Source organism: Kitasatospora sp. NPDC094028, from assembly GCF_049543595.1.
GTDB lineage: Bacteria > Actinomycetota > Actinomycetes > Streptomycetales > Streptomycetaceae > Kitasatospora.
On sequence record NZ_JBMVFA010000021.1, the window covers coordinates 88857 to 106876 of the forward strand.

The 18020-nt window shown below is 73.1% G+C and carries 15 protein-coding genes, 2 pseudogenes and 1 riboswitch; of the genes and pseudogenes, 8 read left to right on the top strand and 9 right to left on the bottom strand.

Annotated elements, in window-relative coordinates; translation table 11 throughout:
- Positions 1-45 precede the first annotated feature (45 nt).
- Positions 46-3264, top strand: a complete 3219-nt coding sequence (locus ACPC54_RS27205; RefSeq protein WP_498968463.1) for an amidohydrolase family protein — start codon at positions 46-48, stop codon at positions 3262-3264.
- Between the two features lie 187 nt (positions 3265-3451).
- On the opposite strand, the gene ACPC54_RS27210 is transcribed toward ACPC54_RS27205, so the two are convergent.
- The 3 genes from ACPC54_RS27210 to ACPC54_RS27220 all read right to left on the bottom strand — a co-directional run bounded on the left by ACPC54_RS27210 (position 3452) and on the right by ACPC54_RS27220 (position 6732).
- The gene (locus tag ACPC54_RS27210) at positions 3452-4723 is read right to left on the bottom strand and encodes a cytochrome P450 (RefSeq protein ID WP_498968464.1); all 1272 of its coding nucleotides are present in this window, start codon (positions 4721-4723) and stop codon (positions 3452-3454) included.
- Positions 4724-4882: 159 nt separating this feature from the next.
- The gene (locus tag ACPC54_RS27215; protein ID WP_498968466.1) at positions 4883-5983 is read right to left on the bottom strand and encodes a ParB/RepB/Spo0J family partition protein; all 1101 of its coding nucleotides are present in this window, start codon (positions 5981-5983) and stop codon (positions 4883-4885) included.
- A gap of 131 nt (positions 5984-6114) precedes the next feature.
- Complete coding sequence (locus ACPC54_RS27220) at positions 6115-6732, bottom strand: ABATE domain-containing protein (protein ID WP_498968467.1); 618 nt, start codon at positions 6730-6732, stop codon at positions 6115-6117.
- Between the two features lie 82 nt (positions 6733-6814).
- Here ACPC54_RS27220 and ACPC54_RS27225 point away from each other — a divergent pair, with 82 nt between their 5' ends.
- Both ACPC54_RS27225 and ACPC54_RS27230 read left to right on the top strand, forming a co-directional pair.
- A complete protein-coding gene (locus ACPC54_RS27225; protein WP_498968468.1) occupies positions 6815-7585 on the top strand; it encodes an MBL fold metallo-hydrolase in 771 nt (256 codons plus the stop codon).
- 337 nt (positions 7586-7922) lie between these two features.
- A pseudogene (locus ACPC54_RS27230) lies at positions 7923-8102 on the top strand (DUF8189 domain-containing protein); the annotation flags it as partial.
- Between the two features lie 123 nt (positions 8103-8225).
- Here ACPC54_RS27230 and ACPC54_RS27235 read toward each other — a convergent pair.
- Positions 8226-8777 (bottom strand): hypothetical protein, encoded by a 552-nt coding sequence (locus ACPC54_RS27235; protein ID WP_498968469.1) that lies wholly within the window; start codon positions 8775-8777, stop codon positions 8226-8228.
- A gap of 16 nt (positions 8778-8793) precedes the next feature.
- Positions 8794-9219, bottom strand: a complete 426-nt coding sequence (locus ACPC54_RS27240; protein WP_498968471.1) for an ATP-binding protein — start codon at positions 9217-9219, stop codon at positions 8794-8796.
- Between the two features lie 172 nt (positions 9220-9391).
- On the opposite strand from ACPC54_RS27240, the gene ACPC54_RS27245 reads away from it, so the two are divergent.
- Both ACPC54_RS27245 and ACPC54_RS27250 read left to right on the top strand, forming a co-directional pair.
- Positions 9392-10222 carry a helix-turn-helix domain-containing protein gene (locus ACPC54_RS27245; RefSeq protein WP_498968472.1) on the top strand — a complete coding sequence of 277 codons (831 nt, stop codon included), beginning with the start codon at positions 9392-9394 and terminating at the stop codon, positions 10220-10222.
- Complete coding sequence (locus tag ACPC54_RS27250) at positions 10219-10410, top strand: DUF397 domain-containing protein (RefSeq protein WP_498968474.1); 192 nt, start codon at positions 10219-10221, stop codon at positions 10408-10410. Before ACPC54_RS27245 ends, ACPC54_RS27250 begins: the two co-directional genes overlap by 4 nt.
- A gap of 45 nt (positions 10411-10455) precedes the next feature.
- On the opposite strand, the gene ACPC54_RS27255 is transcribed toward ACPC54_RS27250, so the two are convergent.
- Positions 10456-10998: a hypothetical protein gene (locus ACPC54_RS27255; RefSeq protein ID WP_498968475.1), complete on the bottom strand. Its 543-nt coding sequence runs from the start codon at positions 10996-10998 to the stop codon at positions 10456-10458.
- A gap of 344 nt (positions 10999-11342) precedes the next feature.
- Here ACPC54_RS27255 and ACPC54_RS27260 point away from each other — a divergent pair, with 344 nt between their 5' ends.
- Positions 11343-12524, top strand: coding sequence for a glycoside hydrolase family 27 protein (locus ACPC54_RS27260; protein WP_498968476.1), 1182 nt, complete (start codon positions 11343-11345; stop codon positions 12522-12524).
- Between the two features lie 71 nt (positions 12525-12595).
- On the opposite strand, the gene ACPC54_RS27265 is transcribed toward ACPC54_RS27260, so the two are convergent.
- From ACPC54_RS27265 to ACPC54_RS27275, 3 genes are all read right to left on the bottom strand, one after another.
- Entirely contained in the window at positions 12596-13273 is a 678-nt protein-coding gene (locus ACPC54_RS27265; protein WP_498968477.1) for a DUF4328 domain-containing protein, read from the bottom strand.
- A 100-nt stretch (positions 13274-13373) separates the two neighbouring features.
- Positions 13374-14402 carry an ABC transporter substrate-binding protein gene (locus tag ACPC54_RS27270; protein WP_498968478.1) on the bottom strand — a complete coding sequence of 343 codons (1029 nt, stop codon included), beginning with the start codon at positions 14400-14402 and terminating at the stop codon, positions 13374-13376.
- A gap of 92 nt (positions 14403-14494) precedes the next feature.
- Positions 14495-15079, bottom strand: coding sequence for an ABC transporter permease (locus tag ACPC54_RS27275; protein WP_498968527.1), 585 nt, complete (start codon positions 15077-15079; stop codon positions 14495-14497).
- Between the two features lie 629 nt (positions 15080-15708).
- A riboswitch (FMN riboswitch) is annotated at positions 15709-15839 on the top strand.
- Between the two features lie 267 nt (positions 15840-16106).
- Here ACPC54_RS27275 and ribB point away from each other — a divergent pair.
- Both ribB and ACPC54_RS27285 read left to right on the top strand, forming a co-directional pair.
- Positions 16107-16910, top strand: a pseudogene (gene ribB / locus ACPC54_RS27280) (3,4-dihydroxy-2-butanone-4-phosphate synthase); the annotation flags it as partial.
- A 415-nt stretch (positions 16911-17325) separates the two neighbouring features.
- A complete protein-coding gene (locus ACPC54_RS27285) occupies positions 17326-17796 on the top strand; it encodes a MarR family winged helix-turn-helix transcriptional regulator (RefSeq protein ID WP_498968480.1) in 471 nt (156 codons plus the stop codon).
- The last annotated feature ends 224 nt before the right edge of the window (positions 17797-18020 follow it).

Consider the following 18020-nt stretch of genomic DNA (forward strand, 5'->3'; position numbering starts at 1 on the left):
GCGGGCTGCGGGCGGGCCGCGGGCCGGGTCGGGAAGGAGTCGGGTGTGTCGGCTTTGGGGAACGGGCGGGTCGGAAGCGGGCCGGGCCCGGGGTTGGGGCGGCGGGGGTTCCTGGGGGCGGCGGCACTGGCGGGGGCCGGCGCCGCGCTCGGGGCGAGCGGGGGCCGGGCCGTGGCCGAGGAGGGTGCGCAGGAGGCCGGCGGGCGGCTGCGCGAGCTGGAGTTCACGGCGGGCACCAACGCGGCGGTGGCGGTGTCGCCGGACGGTGCCCGGCTGGTCGTGGAGGTGCAGGGGGTGCTGTGGGCGCTGGGGCGCGGTGGCGGGCGGGCGCGGGCGCTGACGGATCCGGGGCTGGAGCCGACCCGGCCGGTGTGGTCGCCGGACGGGTCGACGCTCGCGTTCTGCGCCTACCGGGGCGGGGGCTTCCACCTGTGGGCGATGGCCGCGGACGGTTCGGGGCTGCGGCAGTTGACCGAGGGGCCGTGGGACGAGCGCGGGGTGTCGTGGTCGCCGGACGGGCGGCTGCTGGCGTTCTCCTCGGAGCGGGCGGGGGACGCGGTGGCGGGTTCCTCGTACGACATCTGGACGCTGGAGGTGGCGAGCGGGCGCCTGACCCGGCTGACCGACCAGGCCGGGGTGGAGGACTACGACCCGTGCTGGCACCCGGACGGGGACCGGGTGCTGTTCGTGCGCGCCCGCGGCGGGCTCGGGCGCACGATCGCCTCGGTGCCGGCCGCGGGCGGGGCGGTGAGCACGGTGCGCACGGTGGACAGCGGCACGCTGGTGTGCCCCGCGCTGTCCCCGCAGGGGCGGCTGGCGTACGTGTGGATCGGCGAGTCCTCCGCCGCCACCGCCTACCAGGCGGCGAAGTCGTCGCTGGTCGTCGACGGCACGGTGGTCTCGGGCGAGGAGGACGTCTCCCCGCTGCCGCCGTCCTGGACGGCGCAGGGCGGCATCGTCTACTTCGCCGACGGGCACATCACCGAGCGCTCCCCCGCCCTGGACGCGCCCACGCCGATCCCGTTCACCGCCCGCCTGCAGGTCCCCCGGCCCCAATACCGGCGCAAGGAACGCGACTTCACCTCCACCGCCGAACGCGAGGTGCGCGGCGTCCACCTGCCCCAGCTGTCCCCGGACGGGCGCAGCGTGGTGTTCTGCGCGCGGGGCGCGCTGTGGCTGCTGCCGATCGGCCGGGCGCCGCGCGTGCTGGTGCAGGCCCCGCCCGCGCACTACCTGCAGATGCCCTCGTGGAGCCGGGACGGGCGCAGCGTGGTGTACGTGTACGACGGGGACGAGGGCGGGGACGGCCTGGGGGCGGTGCACCGGCTGACCCTGGAGAGCGGGGCGGACGAGGTGGTGGCGAAGGGGGGCCGGTTCAATCCCGTGCTGTCGCCGGACGGCGCGCGGCTGGCGTGCCAGGACGTGCTGGGCCGTCTGCTGGTGGTCGACCTGGCGAGCGGTGCGGAGCGGGTGCTGGTGGCGCCGTTGGGCGGCAACGGCCTTCCGGGTCGGCCGAGTTGGTCGCCGGACGGCCGGTACGTGGCGTTCTGCGACCGCAACCGGCTCAACCACCGTTTCCGTGAGGGCTACAACGTGGTGCGGGTGGTGGACACGGGTGACGGCGGTGCGCGGGCGTTCCTGCCGCTGGCGCACACCTCGGTGGCCGACCGGGTCGACAGCGGGCCGGTGTGGTCGCCGGACGGGGCGTGGCTGGCGCTGGTGGTGGAGTCGGCGCTGTGGGTGCTGCCGGTGGGGGCGGACGGTGCGCCGGCGGGCGAGGCGGTGCGGCTGACCGAGGAGGCGGCCGACCATCCGTCCTGGTCGGGCGATTCGCGGCAGTTGCTGTACCTGTCGGGCGGGCGGCTGCGGTTGATCGGGCGTGACGGGGGCGGGGCGCGCGAGGTGGCGGTGGGGCTGCGCACGGCGCGCAGTGTGCCGCCGCGCTCCGACGTCACCCGTATCCACGCTGCGCGGCTGTGGGACGGCACCGGGGAGGGGGTGCGCGAGGACGTGGACATCGTGGTCAGCGGTGGGCGGATCACCGCCGTCGAGCCGCACCGTTCGGGTGCGCGGCGCTCCGGGGAGCGGCTGGTCGACGCGTCCGGGTGCACGGTGCTGCCGGGGTTGTGGGACGCGCACACCCATCCGTATCTGAACACCTACGGCGGGCGCGAGTTGCGGCTGATGCTGGCGTACGGGATCAGCGGGACGGCGTCGCTGGGCGGGGCGGCGTACGAGCAGGCGCGCATCCGTGAGGACGTGGACGCCGGGGTGCTGGACGGGCCGCGGTTCCTGACGACGGGCGAGCTGATCGACGGGGCCAGGGTCGCGTACAGCATGGGGCGGGCGCACCGCACCGAGGAGGGGGTGCGGCGCAGCCTGGAGCGGGCGGTGGCGCTGGACTACGACCTGCTGAAGACGTATGTGCGGGCGCCGGCTTCGGTGATGGGGCGGGCGGCGCGGGTGGCGCACGAGCGGCTGGGGGTGGTGGCGGGCGGTCATCTGCTGACGCCGGGGGTGCAGGTGGGGCAGGACCTGACGACGCACCTGTCGGCGACCCAGCGTCAGGAGTTCGGGCGGGCGGCCTCGCCGACCGGGCGCAGCTACCAGGACGTCCACGAGGTGTACCGGGGCGGGGAGTTCGCGATCGTGGTCACGCCGTTCTCGGCGCTGTGCCTGCTGGGTGAGGATCCGGCGCTGGCGCGGGATCCGCGGGTGGGGGTGCTGATGCCGCCGTGGGACGCGGCGCAGGTGGAGCGGTCGGCCCAGGTGGCGCCGACGCCGGAGCAACTGCGGGCGCTGCGGCGGGAGATGGCGGTGTACCGGCGGATCGTGGAGGACGGCGGGGCGCTGGCGCTGGGGACGGACGCGCCGCTGGTGCCGGTGGGGCTGCACCTGCATCTGGGGCTGCGGGCGCTGCACCGGTTCGCGGGGCTGTCGCCGGCGCAGGCGTTGCGTACGGCGACGGTGGCGCCGGCGCGGCTGTTCGGGCTGGCGGACGACTTGGGGACGGTGGAGGAGGGGAAGTTGGCGGATCTGACGGTGGTGGAGGGGGATCCGCTGCGGGATTTCGCGGACCTGGTGCGCACGGTGTGGGTGATGCGCGGCGGGGTGGTGTTCCGGCGCGAGGACGTCGTCGGGACGGCGGGCGCGGGCGCGGGCCGGGCTGCGGGTGCGGCGGCGGCGGGGCGGGTGCCGGCGGGGGGTGTGGACTGGTACGAGGTCGGCCTGGCGCTGCGGCGCGACGGCTGCTGCGCGCCGTGAGGCGGGGCGCGGCGGTGGGGCGGGGCGCGGCGGTGGGGCGGGGCGGCGGTGGGGCGGGGCGGCGGGCCGGCCGGCGCGCCCGGGCTGCGACGTGCCGGCCCGAGGGCCCGGCCGCGCGCGCGGACGTGCCCTGTCCCACGGGGGCGGGGACAGGGCACGTCGGTGCGGCGGTGCGGCGGTGTTCGGGTCAGCGCTTGGTGACCACCAGCGGCAGCTGGGCCGGGCCGCGCAGGCCGGTGGAGCCGGGCTTGAAGGTGACGTCCTTGTCGGCCAGTTCCAGGGTGGTGATGCGGGTGGCGAGCCCGAGCAGGGCCTCGCGGGCCATCATGGTGGCCAGCGGGCCGCCCAGGCAGTAGTGGATGCCCCGGCTGTAGCTGAGGTGGCCGGGGCCCTCGCGGTGGAGGACGAAGTCGTCGGGGTCGGTGAAGACCCGCTCGTCGCGGTTGGCGGAGCCCACCATGAGGATGACGGCCTCGCCGGGCTTGATGGTCTGCCCGTGCAGTTCGACCTCCTCCAGCGCGATCCGGCCGACCTGGTGGGCCGGCGGCTCCAGGCGCAGGATCTCGTTGATCGTCGCGTCGGTCGTCTTCGGGTCGTCGGCCAGGTGCGCCAGGGCCTCGGGGTGGCGGGCGAAGACCAGGGCGGCGTTGCCGATCAGGTTGGAGAAGGTCTCCTGGGCGGCGACGACGATCAGCAGGCAGGAGGCCGCGATCTCGTGGGTGGTCAGGGCGCTGCCCTCGTCGCGGGCGCGCACCAGCTGGGAGACGATGTCGTCGCCCTCGGTGCCGTCGCGCCGGGTGGCCAGCTCGACGAAGTAGCCGGTGCACTCGGCGACCGCGACCCGGCGGGCCTTGGACTGCTCGGGCGTCAGCACGGTGTCGAAGTCGAGCAGCGCGGCGATCTCGCGGGTCCACAGGGTGAACCGCTCGCGGTCCTCCTCCGGGATGCCGAGCATGGTGCCCAGGACCCGGATCGGCAGCGGGGTGGCGAGGCGGTCCATGATGTCGAAGCGCTCGGGCAGGTCGCCGAGCAGCTCGTCCACGATCGCGGCGACGGACTCGCGCAGGGCCGTGATCGTGGCGGGGGTGAAGGCCTGCGAGACCAGGCCGCGCAGCCGGGTGTGCTCCGGCGGGTCGGTCAGCATGAACAGCTTGGCGTCCAGGTCGTCCACGCCCAGGAAGGGCAGCGGGTCGTCGCCTTCCGCGCCGGTGATCTGCTCGAAGAACGTCGAGTTGCTGAAGTCCTTGCCCAGACGGCGGTCCCGCAGCAGCGCCTCGACGTCCTCGTAGCGGCTGATCAGCCAGACGTTGTGCGGCCCCTGCAGGGCCGGGAACGCGTCGCGCAGGAGGCGGTAGGCGGGGTACGGGTTGGCCTGGAGCGCCGGATCGGCCGGGTTGAAGGGCAGTTGCCCGGCGCCGGCCGGCTCTTCGGCTACGGGTGCATTCCTGGGCTCGCTCATTGTCGATACAGCCTTTCTCCGGCGGTATACCAGCGGGACAGGTCGGTGGACGAACACTTCCGGGTGCGGTGCGTCAGGTAAGCAGCGCCGCGAACTCGGCGTCAAGGATGGTCAAGTGGGGAAATCCGCCTCGACTGGCAGGCGGGGGGCGGCAGTTGCTCAGGCGACCGGGGCCACGGCCGCATCACGCACTTGGGAGGCGAAGCGCTGCCACTGCCGGGCGCACTCCAGGGCCAGCTCGGAGACGATCTGCACACGGTGCGCGGGCACCGACCGCGCGACGTTCTCCCAGCCCTGCGGGTCCAGCATGTGCAGTTCCAGCATCCGCAGGAGCCGGCGGCCGTTCTCGGTCAGCCGCAGCGACGGGTCGCGACACAGGCTGGGGAAGAGGCCGCTGACGCCGGGGTCGTCCCGGCCGGAGTCGTCCCGGCCGGAGTCGGGCGGTGAGGGCGGGGCGGCGACCAGCCGGGCCACGGGGGCCGGGCGCCGCCCGCCCCGGTCGCTCTCGTCCAACCGGTGCCGCAGCGGCACGATGTCCTCGCCGCGCAGCAGCCGGGCCCGCACGTCGCGCACGGTGCCCGGGGAGATGCCGGCCTTCTGCGCGATGGTCCGCAGCGAGGCGCCGGGCGATTCCAGGATGAGCCGGCCGGCCAGCCGGCGCCCTTCGGCGCTGTTGGCCGGGCGTACCCGGCCGTCGCGGCCGATCCGGGCGGTGGTCTGGGTGGCCGGGCCGAGCCTGCGGCGCTGGGCGGCCACCGTCTTCGCGGACAGCCCCGCGACGGCGGCGATGGCGCGGTTCGACCAGTGGGGGTGGGTGGTGAGGATGCGCACCGCCGCCGCGGTGCGTTCGGACAGCGACAGCGGCAGGCCGTGGCTGGTGTTGGCCCGCACCGCGAGGGCGAAGGCGTCCTCGGGTGCCCCGTCGAAGAACCGGGCCGTGATCTCCGATTGCCCGCGCAGTTCCGCGGCCCGGACCCGGTGCATGCCGTCGACCACTTGCATGGACTGCCGGTGCACGACAATCGGGGGTAACTCCTGCGCGCTATTGGCCAGAAGATGCGTGTGCTCGGCCTGTTCCGACTGGTGACGGGGAGAGTCGGCCGGGCGAAGCGAGGCGACCGGAACCCGGTGCACCTCGGACAGTCTGGAAACTCCCCACAGGTTGGTGACGCCGTCCTCGGGCAACTCCGGCCGTTGTTGGTGCAGGTTGCTGAAAACCATCTTCGCGATTCCCCCTGCAATTGATTGTTTTAGCTCCATGCGAGCGTACGAACCTCTGCAGTTGCTTCAAACCCCATGACTTTCCTGCAGTCAGGGTCTGCGTGCAACCGTGGACTTGGGCCAGTTGCACGGTTTATGCCATCGCGGTGGGGGGAAACGGGGCTCGGGGCTCAGCGGGCCGGGGCGGCCTGGGTGCGGCGGGCGTAGGCGCGGGCGGCCCGGGCGCGGTCGCCGCAGCGGGTCGAGCACCACTGGCGCCGGCCCTGCCGCAGCAGGTACCGGTTGCACGGGGCGGAGCCGCAGGCGGTCAGGCGCTCGGCGTCGGGACCGGTGAGCAGGTCGGCCGTGTCCGCCGCGAGCGCGGCCAGCGCGTGGTCGAGCATCGCGGTGGTGGGGTGGGGGGCCGCGCGGAAGGGGCCGCGCTCGTCCCACTGCAGGAGCCGGGCGGTGGGCACCCGGGTGAGGGCGTCGTTGACGGCGGCCAGCGCGGCGGGCAGCGCGGGCAGGCCGGCGGTGCGGGCGGCCAGCAGGGAGCGGACGTGCTCGCGCATCGCGCGCAGCTGGGCGGCGCACATCTCCTGCAGGCCGGCCGGGCCGGGGGTCAGGCCGTGTTCCAGGAGCCAGCGGTCCGCGGCCTCGGGGGCGGCGAGGCGGTCGAGGAGGTGGCCGCCGGGCAGGGTGATCGCGCTGTTGGCGAGGGCGAGGCCGGGGTGCTGCTCCTCGCCGGGCGCGGGGGGCACGGTGCCGGGTTCGCCGCCGGCGAGGTCGGGGTCCGTCATGTTTCTCATGGTATCGGTTGCGCTCATCCGTGATGATCCCCTAGTTTTTCTCACGGATACTCCATCCCCATCCGTGAGAGGTGTCGTCGTCATGGCTTCGTCCGCTTCCTTCCCCGTCCGCGTCTTCGGTGGCCCGACCGCCCTGTTCGAGTACGGCGGCCTGCGCTTCCTCACCGACCCGACCTTCGACGGACCCGGCGAGTACGGGCGCGAGGGCCGCCCGCTGCTCGTCAAGACCGCCCCGCCCGCCGGGGCCCTCGCCGAGGTCGGCCGCCTCGACGTGGTCCTGCTCTCCCACGACGAGCACGCCGACAACCTCGACAACGCCGGGCGGGCGCTGCTGGCCGACGTCCCGCTCACCCTCACCACCCCCGGCGGCGCGAAGCGCCTGGGCGGCACCGCCCGGGCACTGGCCGACTGGGAGGCGGTCGAGCTGGAGCGCCCCGGCGGCGGCACCGTCACCGTCACCGGCGTGCCCGCCCTGCACGGGCCCGGCGCGCGTGCGGACGTCGAGGCCGTCACCGGCGAGGTCGTCGGCTTCGTCCTGACCGGCGAGGGCCTGCCCACCGTCTACGTCAGCGGCGACAACGCCTCGCTGGAGGCGGTGGGCGAGATCGCCGCCCGCTACGCGCCCGTCGACACGGCCGTCCTGTTCGCCGGGGCGCCGCGCTTCCCCGTCCTGTTCGACGGCGCGCCGCTCGTCCTGGACAGCGCGCAGGCCGCCGAGGCCGCGGCCCTGCTGGGCGCGCGCCGCGTGGTGGCCGTCCACCACGACAGCTGGGCCCACTTCACCGAGGGCCGCGCGGAATTGGAGGCCGCCTTCGCCGCCGCGGGCCTGGCCGACCGACTCGAAAAGGCGTGAACACCCGCGCCTGACACGGAAAGCGCCCGCCGAACACCGGACCCGCCACGGGGACCGGACGTTCGGCGGGCGCTTTGTTCGTCCGCGGTGAACGTACCCGCGGGGCAACGGGGGTGGAGTATTTCGGCCAGAGCGTCAGGGGGGCGCGGGCGCGCGGGAAAAACCCGCCGCGCCATCCGCGCGAAGGCGTTGTCGCGCAGGCGTTGTCCGAGGATTTTCCTGACGTGCACATGGCGGCACATTCGGATGCAGACGGGCCGATTGGCGACAACCGGAAACCCTTCCGGCGGGGTCGGCAGGCGGCGAAGCCGGTGGTCGCCGCCAGGGAAACAGCTCGTGGAACTCGATGGGCGGCAACTTCACGTCCAAGCCGGCGGTCGTCTGCAACCCCGACACCAAGACCGAGGAGGTCTTCGCGGTCGGCACCGACGGGAAGATGTACCACTCGTACAGCGCCAACGCCGGCCCGTGGAGCAACTGGAACACCATCAACTCCGGCACCTTCAAGACCAGCTGACCGGCTGACCGGCGCGATCCGGGGTGCGCGGCAGGGCCCACGGCCCGCCGCGCACCTCGCGTGTGCGGCCGAGGCTCGGGGGTCCCCTGAGCGCAGGAAGTCGATGGGGTCGACTTCCCGCGCTCAGGCCCTGGTTGCGTGGGTGCGGCAGCGGGCGAGGGCGTTGCGCAGGCGCACGTCGGGGTTGGGAGTGGTGGTGAGGAGTTCGCCGGCCTGGATGAGGGTGGTCCAGTAGCGGTCGGGGTCGCCGGTGGCGGGGCGGGGGCGGGTGGCGGCGAGGGAGAGGTAGGCGGCGGTGAGGTTGCCGGTGGTGAACCAGCGGGCCAGCCCGTGCTGGTGGCCGGCGCGGATGCCGCCGAGGGCGTCGATGGCGGTGAGGAAGAGGTCGATGACGGCGAGTTCGTGGGCGTCGAGCTGCTTGGGGACGTCGAAGACCCCGAGGGCTTCGAGGAGTTCGCCGGTGTCGGCCTCGGAGCCCGGGCGGGGGTCGGCGAGCAGGGCGTCGTAGCAGTCGTCGAGGCGGCGGTCGGTCTCGGTGGCGGGGATGCCGAGGGCGGTGCAGACCGCGCGGGCCGAGCGCAGGGGCTCGCGGCTGCGACGGGCGAGGGTGGCGTAGGCCTCGGCGGGCGTGGCGCCGGTGTCGAACAGGTGCCGGGCGGTGAGGGCGAGTCGCATGGGTGGCGGTTCCTGTTCAGGCGGCGAGGGCGGGGGCGGGGGCGATCAGGGCCCAGACGAACTTGCCGATCCCGCCGGCCCGGGGGCAGCAACCCCAGCGCGAGGCAAGCTCGTTGACGAGGAACAGCCCGCGCCCACGCTCGTCGGAGAGGGAGATGGTGCGCAGCGACGGGCGGCCGCCGCCCGCGTCGTGGACCTCGACGCGCAGGAGCCCGTTGGTGAGGGCGAAGCGGATCTCGATGTGCCGGTCGTCGGGCGCGTCGCAGTGCTGGACGGCGTTGGCGAAGAGCTCGCCGAGGAGGAGCTCGGCGACGTCGGCGTAGCGGTCGCCGGCGGGGAGGGCGGCGAGGTACGCCCGGAGCAAGTGCCGCGCGAGGGGCGTGGATTCGACGCAGGAGTCGAGCCGCGCGGCGAACGTGCGGGGCCGGTGGGAAGCGAGCATGGCGAAGTTCCTCAGGGGGCGTATTGGGGAGCGCGAGGGTAGTGCGCAAATAGCGCTATACACAGCGTCACTCCGATCCGTAGCGCAGCGACTACCCGGGGTGCCCCACTGTCCTCTAGGCTTCAGAGCAGTTCAACGTATCCGTGCTGTTTGATTGGTAGGGCGAATCGCCTTGAACAAGCGGGAACTTGACCCTCAGGCCTCCCCTGCCGCCGAGTTCGGGGCATTCCTCCGCACGTCACGTGAGCGGCGGGGGTGGACGCAGGAACACCTTGCAGGGCTGATCGGCTGCACCTCGTCCCACATCTCGGCTCTTGAAAATGGCCGCAGGAGGCCAACTCAACGGATCGCTGCGGCACTTGACAGAGCATTTGGTACATCGCAGGCGGGCACGTTCAAGCACAAGGCAAGCGATGTCAAGTACAGTGCCCTACTTGATGGATTCGCGGAGTTCGTCACCCAAGAGGGCCGGGCCGTTGAGCTCCGGCTCTTTGAACTCGGCATCGTGCCGGGCTTGCTGCAGACGAGGGATTACGCAACCGCCATTGCGGCAGGCGCCGTACGCCGGAGGACCATCACGCAGGACCAGGCAGACGAACGGGTGCACGTCCTCATAAACCGCCAAATCCGCGTGCGCCGGGAACCGCCGCCCTTGGTCCACGTGGTCATGGATGAGAGTTGCATTCGTCGGATTGTAGGTGGGGAGGCTGTGATGGCTGCCCAGCTTGACCATCTCATCGACTTCGCCAGCGAGCCCACCGCAAGGCTCCAGCTTGCCCCGTACTTGCTCGGCGAGGACAGGGCCTTCGATCTTCCGGTGTCCATTCTGACGTTGCCGGACCGATCTCTGACCTCCTACGCCGAGAGTGCGCACCAGGGGCGCTTGGAGCGGGATACCGGCGCGGTGACGGCCGAGTTGGCGGCCTACTATCAGCTACAAACGCATGCCCTTTCACAGGCGGACTCGGTGGCGATGATCCGCGAGCTACGGAGGCAACTATGACCCTCGATTGGTTCAAGTCCAGCTACAGCAGCAACGGCGGACAGTGCATCGAGGTATCCAACAGCATGCCCGGCATCGTCCCCGTCCGCGATTCCAAGGACCCCGATGGCCCCACCCTGGCCTTCCCGGCCGACACCTGGCAGTCGTTCGTTTCGGCTGTCCGCTCCGGGGAGTTCGGCGACGTCTGATCCTTGGGGTGAGGGCGGCGGATCCGCCGCCCTCACCTCACTCCCTCACTCCTCGTCGTCGAGTCGACCCAGGGCATCGGCGATCAGGCGGGTGGCGAAGCTGTGGTCGTCACCGGCAATCCGGTTGATGTGTTCGGCGAGCAGCACGGCGGTGGCCTCCAGCGGGTTCATCTCCGCGTCCGTCCACGGCCCGTACTGGGCGCGCCACAGGTTGGGGCTCAGTCCGGTCCCGGCGGCGATCAGCAGGCCGGCCATCATGGGCACGACCTCGGGCTTGAAGGTGCGGGGCATCATCCGCATGGTGGCGACCAGCGCGGGCACCGAGTAGCCGACGACCTCCTCGCCCTGGTCCGTGCAGGCCTGGCGCAGCCAGTTCATGTACATGTAGATGAGCGTGCAGGTGCCTTCCAGCAGATCGTCGAGCCCGTCCTCCCCCAGTGACGCGGCGAACTCGTTGATCATGCGCCGCTGTTCGGGGTCCGTCCCGCTCTTGCCGTCGTAGACGGCCTGGAGGCGGGAGTCGATCAGCATCAGCGCGGTGCTCACGTCGCCGACGGGAGCGTACTGGGGGTCGCAGGACGAGGACACGGGACTCCTTCGCGAACGGCCGCTTGCGGTCGGTGACGCGGCACGTTCGCAGCGTAGTCCCCCGGGCGGGCGCGGTCGGGCGAATGCGGCCATTGGCGGCCCGAAGGCCCTTGCCCGTGCGGGCGGTTGACGCCCCGTGCGGGCACGGGCCTTCGGCGGCGGGGCACGTCGGCCCGTGGGCCCGGTGGGTGGGAGCGGCACGCCCGCCCAGACCTGTGGCCGGACACGTTCGAGTGATCGTCATGGGGTGCTCGGTTGACGGGCCTGCGGCGCCACCAGATTACGAAGCATCGGTTCCGTCCTCGGCGATTCCCCTCGCCCTGCCTGCCCTCCTGGAGAACACGATGCGCAAACCCTGGGTCGCGGCGCTCGCGGCCGTGCTGAGCGTGGCCCCCTTCGCCGTCGCCCCGGCGGCCGGGGCGCCGGTCGCCGCTTCGGCCGGCGCCGCCCTGGCGCCCACCCCGCCGATGGGCTGGAACGACTGGAACGCCTTCGGCTGCAAGGTCGACGAGCAGTTGGTCGAGCAGAGCGCCGACGCGATCGTCGACACCGGCCTGAAGGCGGCCGGCTACCAGTACGTCAACATCGACGACTGCTGGATGAGCGGGGAGCGCGGCGCCGACGGGAGCCTGGTGCCGGACCCGGTGAAGTTCCCGCACGGCATCGCGGCCGTGGCCGACTACGTCCACGCCAGGGGCCTCAAGCTCGGCATCTACGAGAGCGCCGGCACGGAGACCTGCGCGCACTTCCCCGGGAGCCTGGGCCACGAGCGCCAGGACGCCGACTCCTTCGCCTCCTGGGGCGTCGACTACCTGAAGTACGACAGCTGCCCCGGGAACCAGCCGATGCCGGCCCGCCAGCGCTACGAGGCGATGGGCGAGGCCCTGGCCCGTACCGGCCGTCCGATCGTCTACAGCTTGTGCAACTGGGGCGACCAGGACGTCGCGTCCTGGGGCGGCGAGGTCGGCCAGCTGTGGCGGACCACCCCGGACATCGACCCCAGCTTCCAGCGGATGCTGGACATCTTCCACGTCAACGCTCAGCTCGCGGACCACGCCCGGCCGGGCGCGTGGAACGACCCCGACGCGCTGGAGGTCGGCAACGGCATGACGGCCGACGAGGAGCGCGCCCACTTCTCCCTCTGGGCCGCCATGGCCGCGCCGCTGCTCGCCGGCACCGACCTGCGCACGGCCACGCCCCACACCCTGGCGGTCCTGGGGAACACCGAGGTCATCGCCGTGGACCAGGACCCGCTGGGCAGGCAGGGCCGTCCGGTCGGCCCGCTCGGCGGCCTGGACGTCCTGGCCAAGCCCCTGGGCGACGGCTCCGTGGCCGTCACGCTCTTCAACGAGGGCGCCGAACGCGCCGTCGTCTCCACGACCGCCTCCGCCGTCGGCCTGCCGGCGGCCGGCTCCTACGTGGTGCGCGACCTGTGGGAGCACACCACGGGCGAGACCTCCGGCACCATCAGCGCCGAGGTCCCGGCCCACGGCGCCGCGATGTTCCGCGTCGCCCCGGCGGGGTGAGGCCGGGCCGACGAGCCGGAGCCCGGTGCGCGGGCGCTCGCGCCGACGCACCGCGGCTCACGGCGGGCCGCTCAGCCCTCGACGTCCGAGACGTGGACGCCGTAGGCCTGGGCGGCGCTGTGGGCGACGTAGTCCTCCTGCAGGGCCGTCAGCTTGTGGACCAGCAGGATCGCGCAGACCAGGGCGGCCAGCGTCAGCGTCTCGCCGGTGATCATCCACTGGGCGGCCGTCCGGTAGGAGTCCGGGTAGTCCGCCTGGTCGTACTCCATGGAGCCGAACAGACCGATCACGCCGCCCGCCAGGTACACCGCCCATCCGAAGTTGAGCAGCGCCGGCGGCACCAGCACCCGGTCCCCCGAGGGGTCCGGCCGGGTGCTGGCCAGCCAGGTGTCGATCGCTATCCGCCGGGGGAACCAGAGGCTGACGACCGGGACGAGCCAGCCGCCGATCGACCACCCGCGCTGGAGCTGGTGCTGCGCCTGCGGGTTGATCGCCTCGGCGTTGACCCGCATCCGGTAGAACCAGGTGATGAAGGAGACCGCCACGGCCGTCAGGACCAGGTCCTGCAGCACGAGCGCGGCGTCGTAGAGCCCGCCCGCGTCCTGGATCGCGGAGCGGTCGTCCGCCGCCGCGAGGATGCGGAAGTCGGCGACGAGCGTGAACAACTGCGCGGCGCAGCCCGTGGCGAGCGCGACCGTGGCGACGGTGGCGGTGGTTCGCGGCGGGCTGTACACGGCGGGCGAAGGCATCGGTCGAGGATCCCCGGTGTAGGTCTTGTGGTGGACCGTCACACCCTAGGCGTTGCCCGTGACAGCCGTGCCACGGGCTTGCCCGGGGGTGGGGGCGGCCTTACGGCAGGTAGTCGTTGCTGAAGGCGTCGGCGGCGGTGACGGGCTTGTCGATGAGGCCCTGGTCCTTCATGAAGGCGGCCATCTTCTCCCAGGTGGCGGCGTCGTTCTGGCCGGGCTTGCCGGTGGGCGGCGGGGTGAGCAGCGGGACGGTGGCCTTGAGGACGGCCAGGGCGGAGTCCTGCTGCTTCTGGTCGTTCATGCCGGGGATGAAGGTCTTGCTGATGGTGACCGCCTCGTCGGGGTGGTCGATGGTGTACTGGACGCCGCGCAGGGTGGCGGCGATGAACTTGCGCAGGTCGTCGCCGTGTTGGTCGAGGGTGGTCCTGGTGGCGCCGAGGCCGGCCGCGACCAGGGGCGGCGTGGCGGTGTCGGTGCCCTCGACGGGGCGGACGGCGAGGCCGGCCTGCTGGAAGTTGACGGCGTCGTTGTTGAGGTAGCCCATGACGGCGTCGACCTTCTTGCCGACCAGGGCGGCCTGCTGGGTGAAGCCGATGTGCTGGACGGTGACGTCCTTGGTGGTCAGTCCGCCGGCCTTGAGCTGGGCGAGCAGCCCGAAGTAGGTCTCGCCGAAGGGGCCGGGGGTGCCGATGGTGTGCCCGCGCAGGTCGGCGACGGTGTGGATCGGGGAGTCCTGCGGGACGAGCATCGCCACCGGGTAGGTGTGGTAGAGGGTGGCGACGTCGACGACGGGCAGGTCCTTGGCGCGGGCCTGGAGGATTTCGTCGCCGCCGGCGAAGACGACGTCCTCCTTGCCGGCGGTCAGGCCGCCGAAGAGGTCGTCGGTGAAGCTGTGGTGGCGCAGGGTCACCTTGAGGCCGGCGTCCTGGTAGAAGCCCTTGCTCTGGGCGACGTAGAAGGGGGCGAACTGGATGTTGGGGATGTAGGTGAGGCCGATGGTGAGGGCGCCGCCCTTGCCGTCGGTGGACTTGGCGGCGGTGGGGTCGGAGGCGCAGGCCGACAGTGCGGCGGCGGTGGCGAGCAGGAGGGCGAGCGAGCGGGCCGGGCGGGCGGCGGCGGTGGTGCGCATGCGGGAGTCCTTGTCCTGTCTTCGGCGTCGGGCGTCGGGCGTCGGGCGTGGGGCTTCGGGCGTCGGGCGTGGGGCGTCGGTGGTGGTGGTGCTCAGCGGTCGACGGCGCGTTCCAGGAGCCGGACGGCTCCGTAGGTGGCGGCGGCCAGCAGGGTGAGGGTGAGCAGGGTGACGAACAGGCCGGTGGAGTCGGCCTGGCCGCGCTGGACGGCCAGGAGTTCGCCCAGGCCCTCGCCGCCCATCACGAACTCGCCGACGACCGCGCCGGTGATGGACAGCGTGGCGCCGGTGCGCACCCCGGCGAGGATGCTGGGCAGGGCCAGCGGGAACTCGATGTGGCGCAGCATGCCCCAGGGGCCGACGCCGTCGACGCGGGCGGCGGCCAGGACGTCGGGGTCCAGTTCGCGCAGGCCGAGCATCGTGTTGACGAGCATCGGGAAGAAGACGAGCAGGGCGCACAGGATGGCGATGGGCAGCAGGCCGTAGCCGATCCACAGGGCGAGCAGGGGGGCCAGGGCCACGGCGGGGACGGCCTGGGTGGCGGCGAGGTAGGGCTGCAGGGCGCGGGCGGCCAGGGTGCTGCGGGCCATCAGGTAGCCGAGCGGGAGGGCGGCGGCGATGCCGATGGCGGTGCCGGCGGCGCTCTCGACGACGGTCTGGCGGGTGTAGTCGAGCAGGGAGCCGTGGGTGAGGGCGTCGGCGAAGGCGTGGGCGACGGTGGCGGGGGCGGGCAGGAAGAACGCCGAGACGGCTTTGGTGCGGGTGGCGCTCTCCCAGGTGCCGAGCAGGAGCAGGCCGAAGGCCAGGGGTGGCAGGACGGCGGCCAGGCGGGTGCGGGCGGGGGTGGGTGCGGGGCGGCGGGTGGGGGTGGTGGCGGGTGGTGGGGTGGGGGGTGTGCGGGGGGTGGGGTCGGCGGTCTTCAGCGGTGGCACGGCTGCTCCCTGGTCGTCTGCCTGCGGGTGGGGGTCGGCGTCGGGCCCGTGGTGAGTTCGTGCATGAACGTTGTTCTCCCCCGTTTGGTGATTTCCGGTTCCCCGGTGGCCGGAATGCCGCGTCGCGTCCTCGTGGAACCGTTCGCCCGTTCGTCGTCGGCCGGTTTTTCGGATGATGTTTCGTCAACCTGGGGATGTTCGGCGGCGGCTGGGATCTTAGGCGCGGGTGGAGAGCATCGGCAATACGGGCCGGTCGGAAGGGTCGGCGGTGCCCGGGGCCGGCGGGTACGTGACGCATCCCACTTCCGGGCGTGAATGGTGACGGCTTGTCAAGACGGCTTCGGGTGTGTCAGGTTGGCGGACGTTCAACACGTTTGCGCACTCCGGGGTCGGTGAAATTCCGAGCCGGCGGTTACAGTCCGCGACCCGGTCGCCTCCAGCGGCCGGTTGACCAGGTGGAACTCCTGGACCGACGGTGAAAGTCCGGAAGGGAGGCAGTGCGCGGCGGGCAGGGTCCTTCCCCCTTCGCCGGGGTGTCCCGTCGGCCTCCCCTGGCCGTGGGGTGCTCCGTTTTCGGTGCGGTGGGTGGCCCCTGCACGCCCGTTGCCTGATGCCCCGGACGTCCGCGCCCCCGAGCGCGAGGAGAGTTCCGATGGGCCGCACCTTCGACGCCCCGTCCGGCCGGCTGGCTGCCCGGTCCGGGTCCGGGTGTGCGGGGTCCGCGCTTCGCGCTCCGCACCCCCGAATCCCACCGAGGTTAGGACCCACGGGCATGACCAGCACCGATGCTCTGCCGTACCCTTCCGCCGACTCCGCTGTCTCCACCGGCTCAGCCGTCTCCGCCGTCTCCGCCGTCTCAGCCGTCTCCGCCGTCCAGGGCTCGCCCGACCGGGGCTCCTTCGGCCTCGGCCCGCTCGACCGGACCCTCGGGGCGGACGAGGTGGACGGGGTGGACGGGGTGGACCACGAGCGGGCGTTCGACCCGGTGGAGGTGGCGATCGCCCGGATCGCGGCCGGGCGCGCGGTCGTGGTCGTCGACGACGCGAGCCGGGAGAACGAGGGCGACATCGTGTTCGCCGCCGAACTCGCCACCTGCGAGCTGGTCGCCTTCGCGATGCGGGAGTGCCGCGGGCTGCTGTGCGCGCCGATGGCCGGCGCCGACCTGGACCGTCTGGAGCTGGAGCAGATGGTCGCCCGCAACACCGAGCAGCACCGCACCGCGTTCACCGTCTCGGTGGACGCGGCCGCCGGGATCAGCACCGGCGTCTCGGCGGCCGACCGGGCGCTGACGCTGCGCCTGCTGGCCGATCCGGCCACCGGGGCGGGCGACCTGGTGCGCCCGGGGCACGTGTTCCCGCTGCGCGCCGTCGACGGCGGGGTGCTGGCGCGGGGCGGCCACACCGAGGCGGGGGTGGACCTGTGCCGGCTGGCCGGGCTGCGGCCGGCGGCGGCGGTGTGCGAGATCGCCAACGCGGACGGCTCCATGGCCCGGCTGCCGCAGCTGCGCGCGTTCGCCGACCGGCACGGCCTGGCGCTGATCTCGGTGGCGTGCCTGGCCGAGTACGTGCGGACGGCGGGCGCGGCGGGCCCGGTGCGCGCGGCGGTGTAGGCGCGCTTTCCTCCGCCGCCTTTTCCCGGTGATTCCCCGGCCGTGCGCGGCCGCGGTTCGCCGCGCCCGCGATGCGGGGGGGGCGATGGGGTGGCGGGGCGCGCGGGCGGTCGTGCGGGGCGGTTTTTCGTCGGCCGGCGGCGCGGTGGTCCGTTTCCGGGGTTCTCCGGGGTTTTCCGGGGTTTTCCCGGGCGGCGGGAATTCGGCCGTGAGGGCGCGGCCGGGAGTTTCGCCGAGGGCTTTTCGGCGGGCGACCGGGTGGCCCCGGCGCCGTTTTCCGCGGGTCGGCGGGAATGGCCGCGCGGGCCCGCGGCCCACCACCCCAGAAGCTTGCATGTGCATGTATTCTGCAGGTGACCGACGACTCCGGAAGGAGGCGCCCATGACGGCGTCACCGCGCGCGCCCCGCACCCCCCACGCACCCCTGCCCGCCTCCGACCAGGCCGCGTGGAGCCGCGTGCTCGCGCTCCACGCGCGGGTGGAGCGCGAGCTGGCGGCGGCGCTGCAGCGCCGGCACGGGATCGGCCTGTCGGAGTACCGCTCGCTGGAGCACCTGCACCGCTCGCGGACGAGCGAGCTGCGGATGCAGGACCTGGCGGAGCGGGTCGGGCTGGGGCAGTCCTCGGTCACCCGCCTGGTGGGCCGCCTGGAGGCGGCGGGCTTCGCGGTCAAGGACCTGTGCCCGTCCGACAAGCGCGGCGTCTACGCCGTCATCACCGAGCAGGGGCGCCTGCGCTACGAGGCCGCCCGCGCCACCTACGCGGAGGTACTGTCCTCGGCGCTGAACACCTTCACCGCCGACCCCGAGCTGGGCCCCACCGTGCGGGCCCTGCGCGCGACGGCCCGGGACTGACGGCCCGCCGGCTCCCGCCACCACCACCGCCCCGAGGACCCAGAAGCCCCGAAGGCCCGGAAGACCCGAAGGCCTCGTACGCGCCGCGCGTGCGGGCCTTCTACCGGGTGCTTGACAGCGAAATGCTTGCTCATGCAATCTTCTGCTGCTCCCGCTCGCCTCGCCTGCGGGGCTTTGCGGACACAAAAAGCTTGCACGTACAAGCAACTAGTGGATTGGGGACC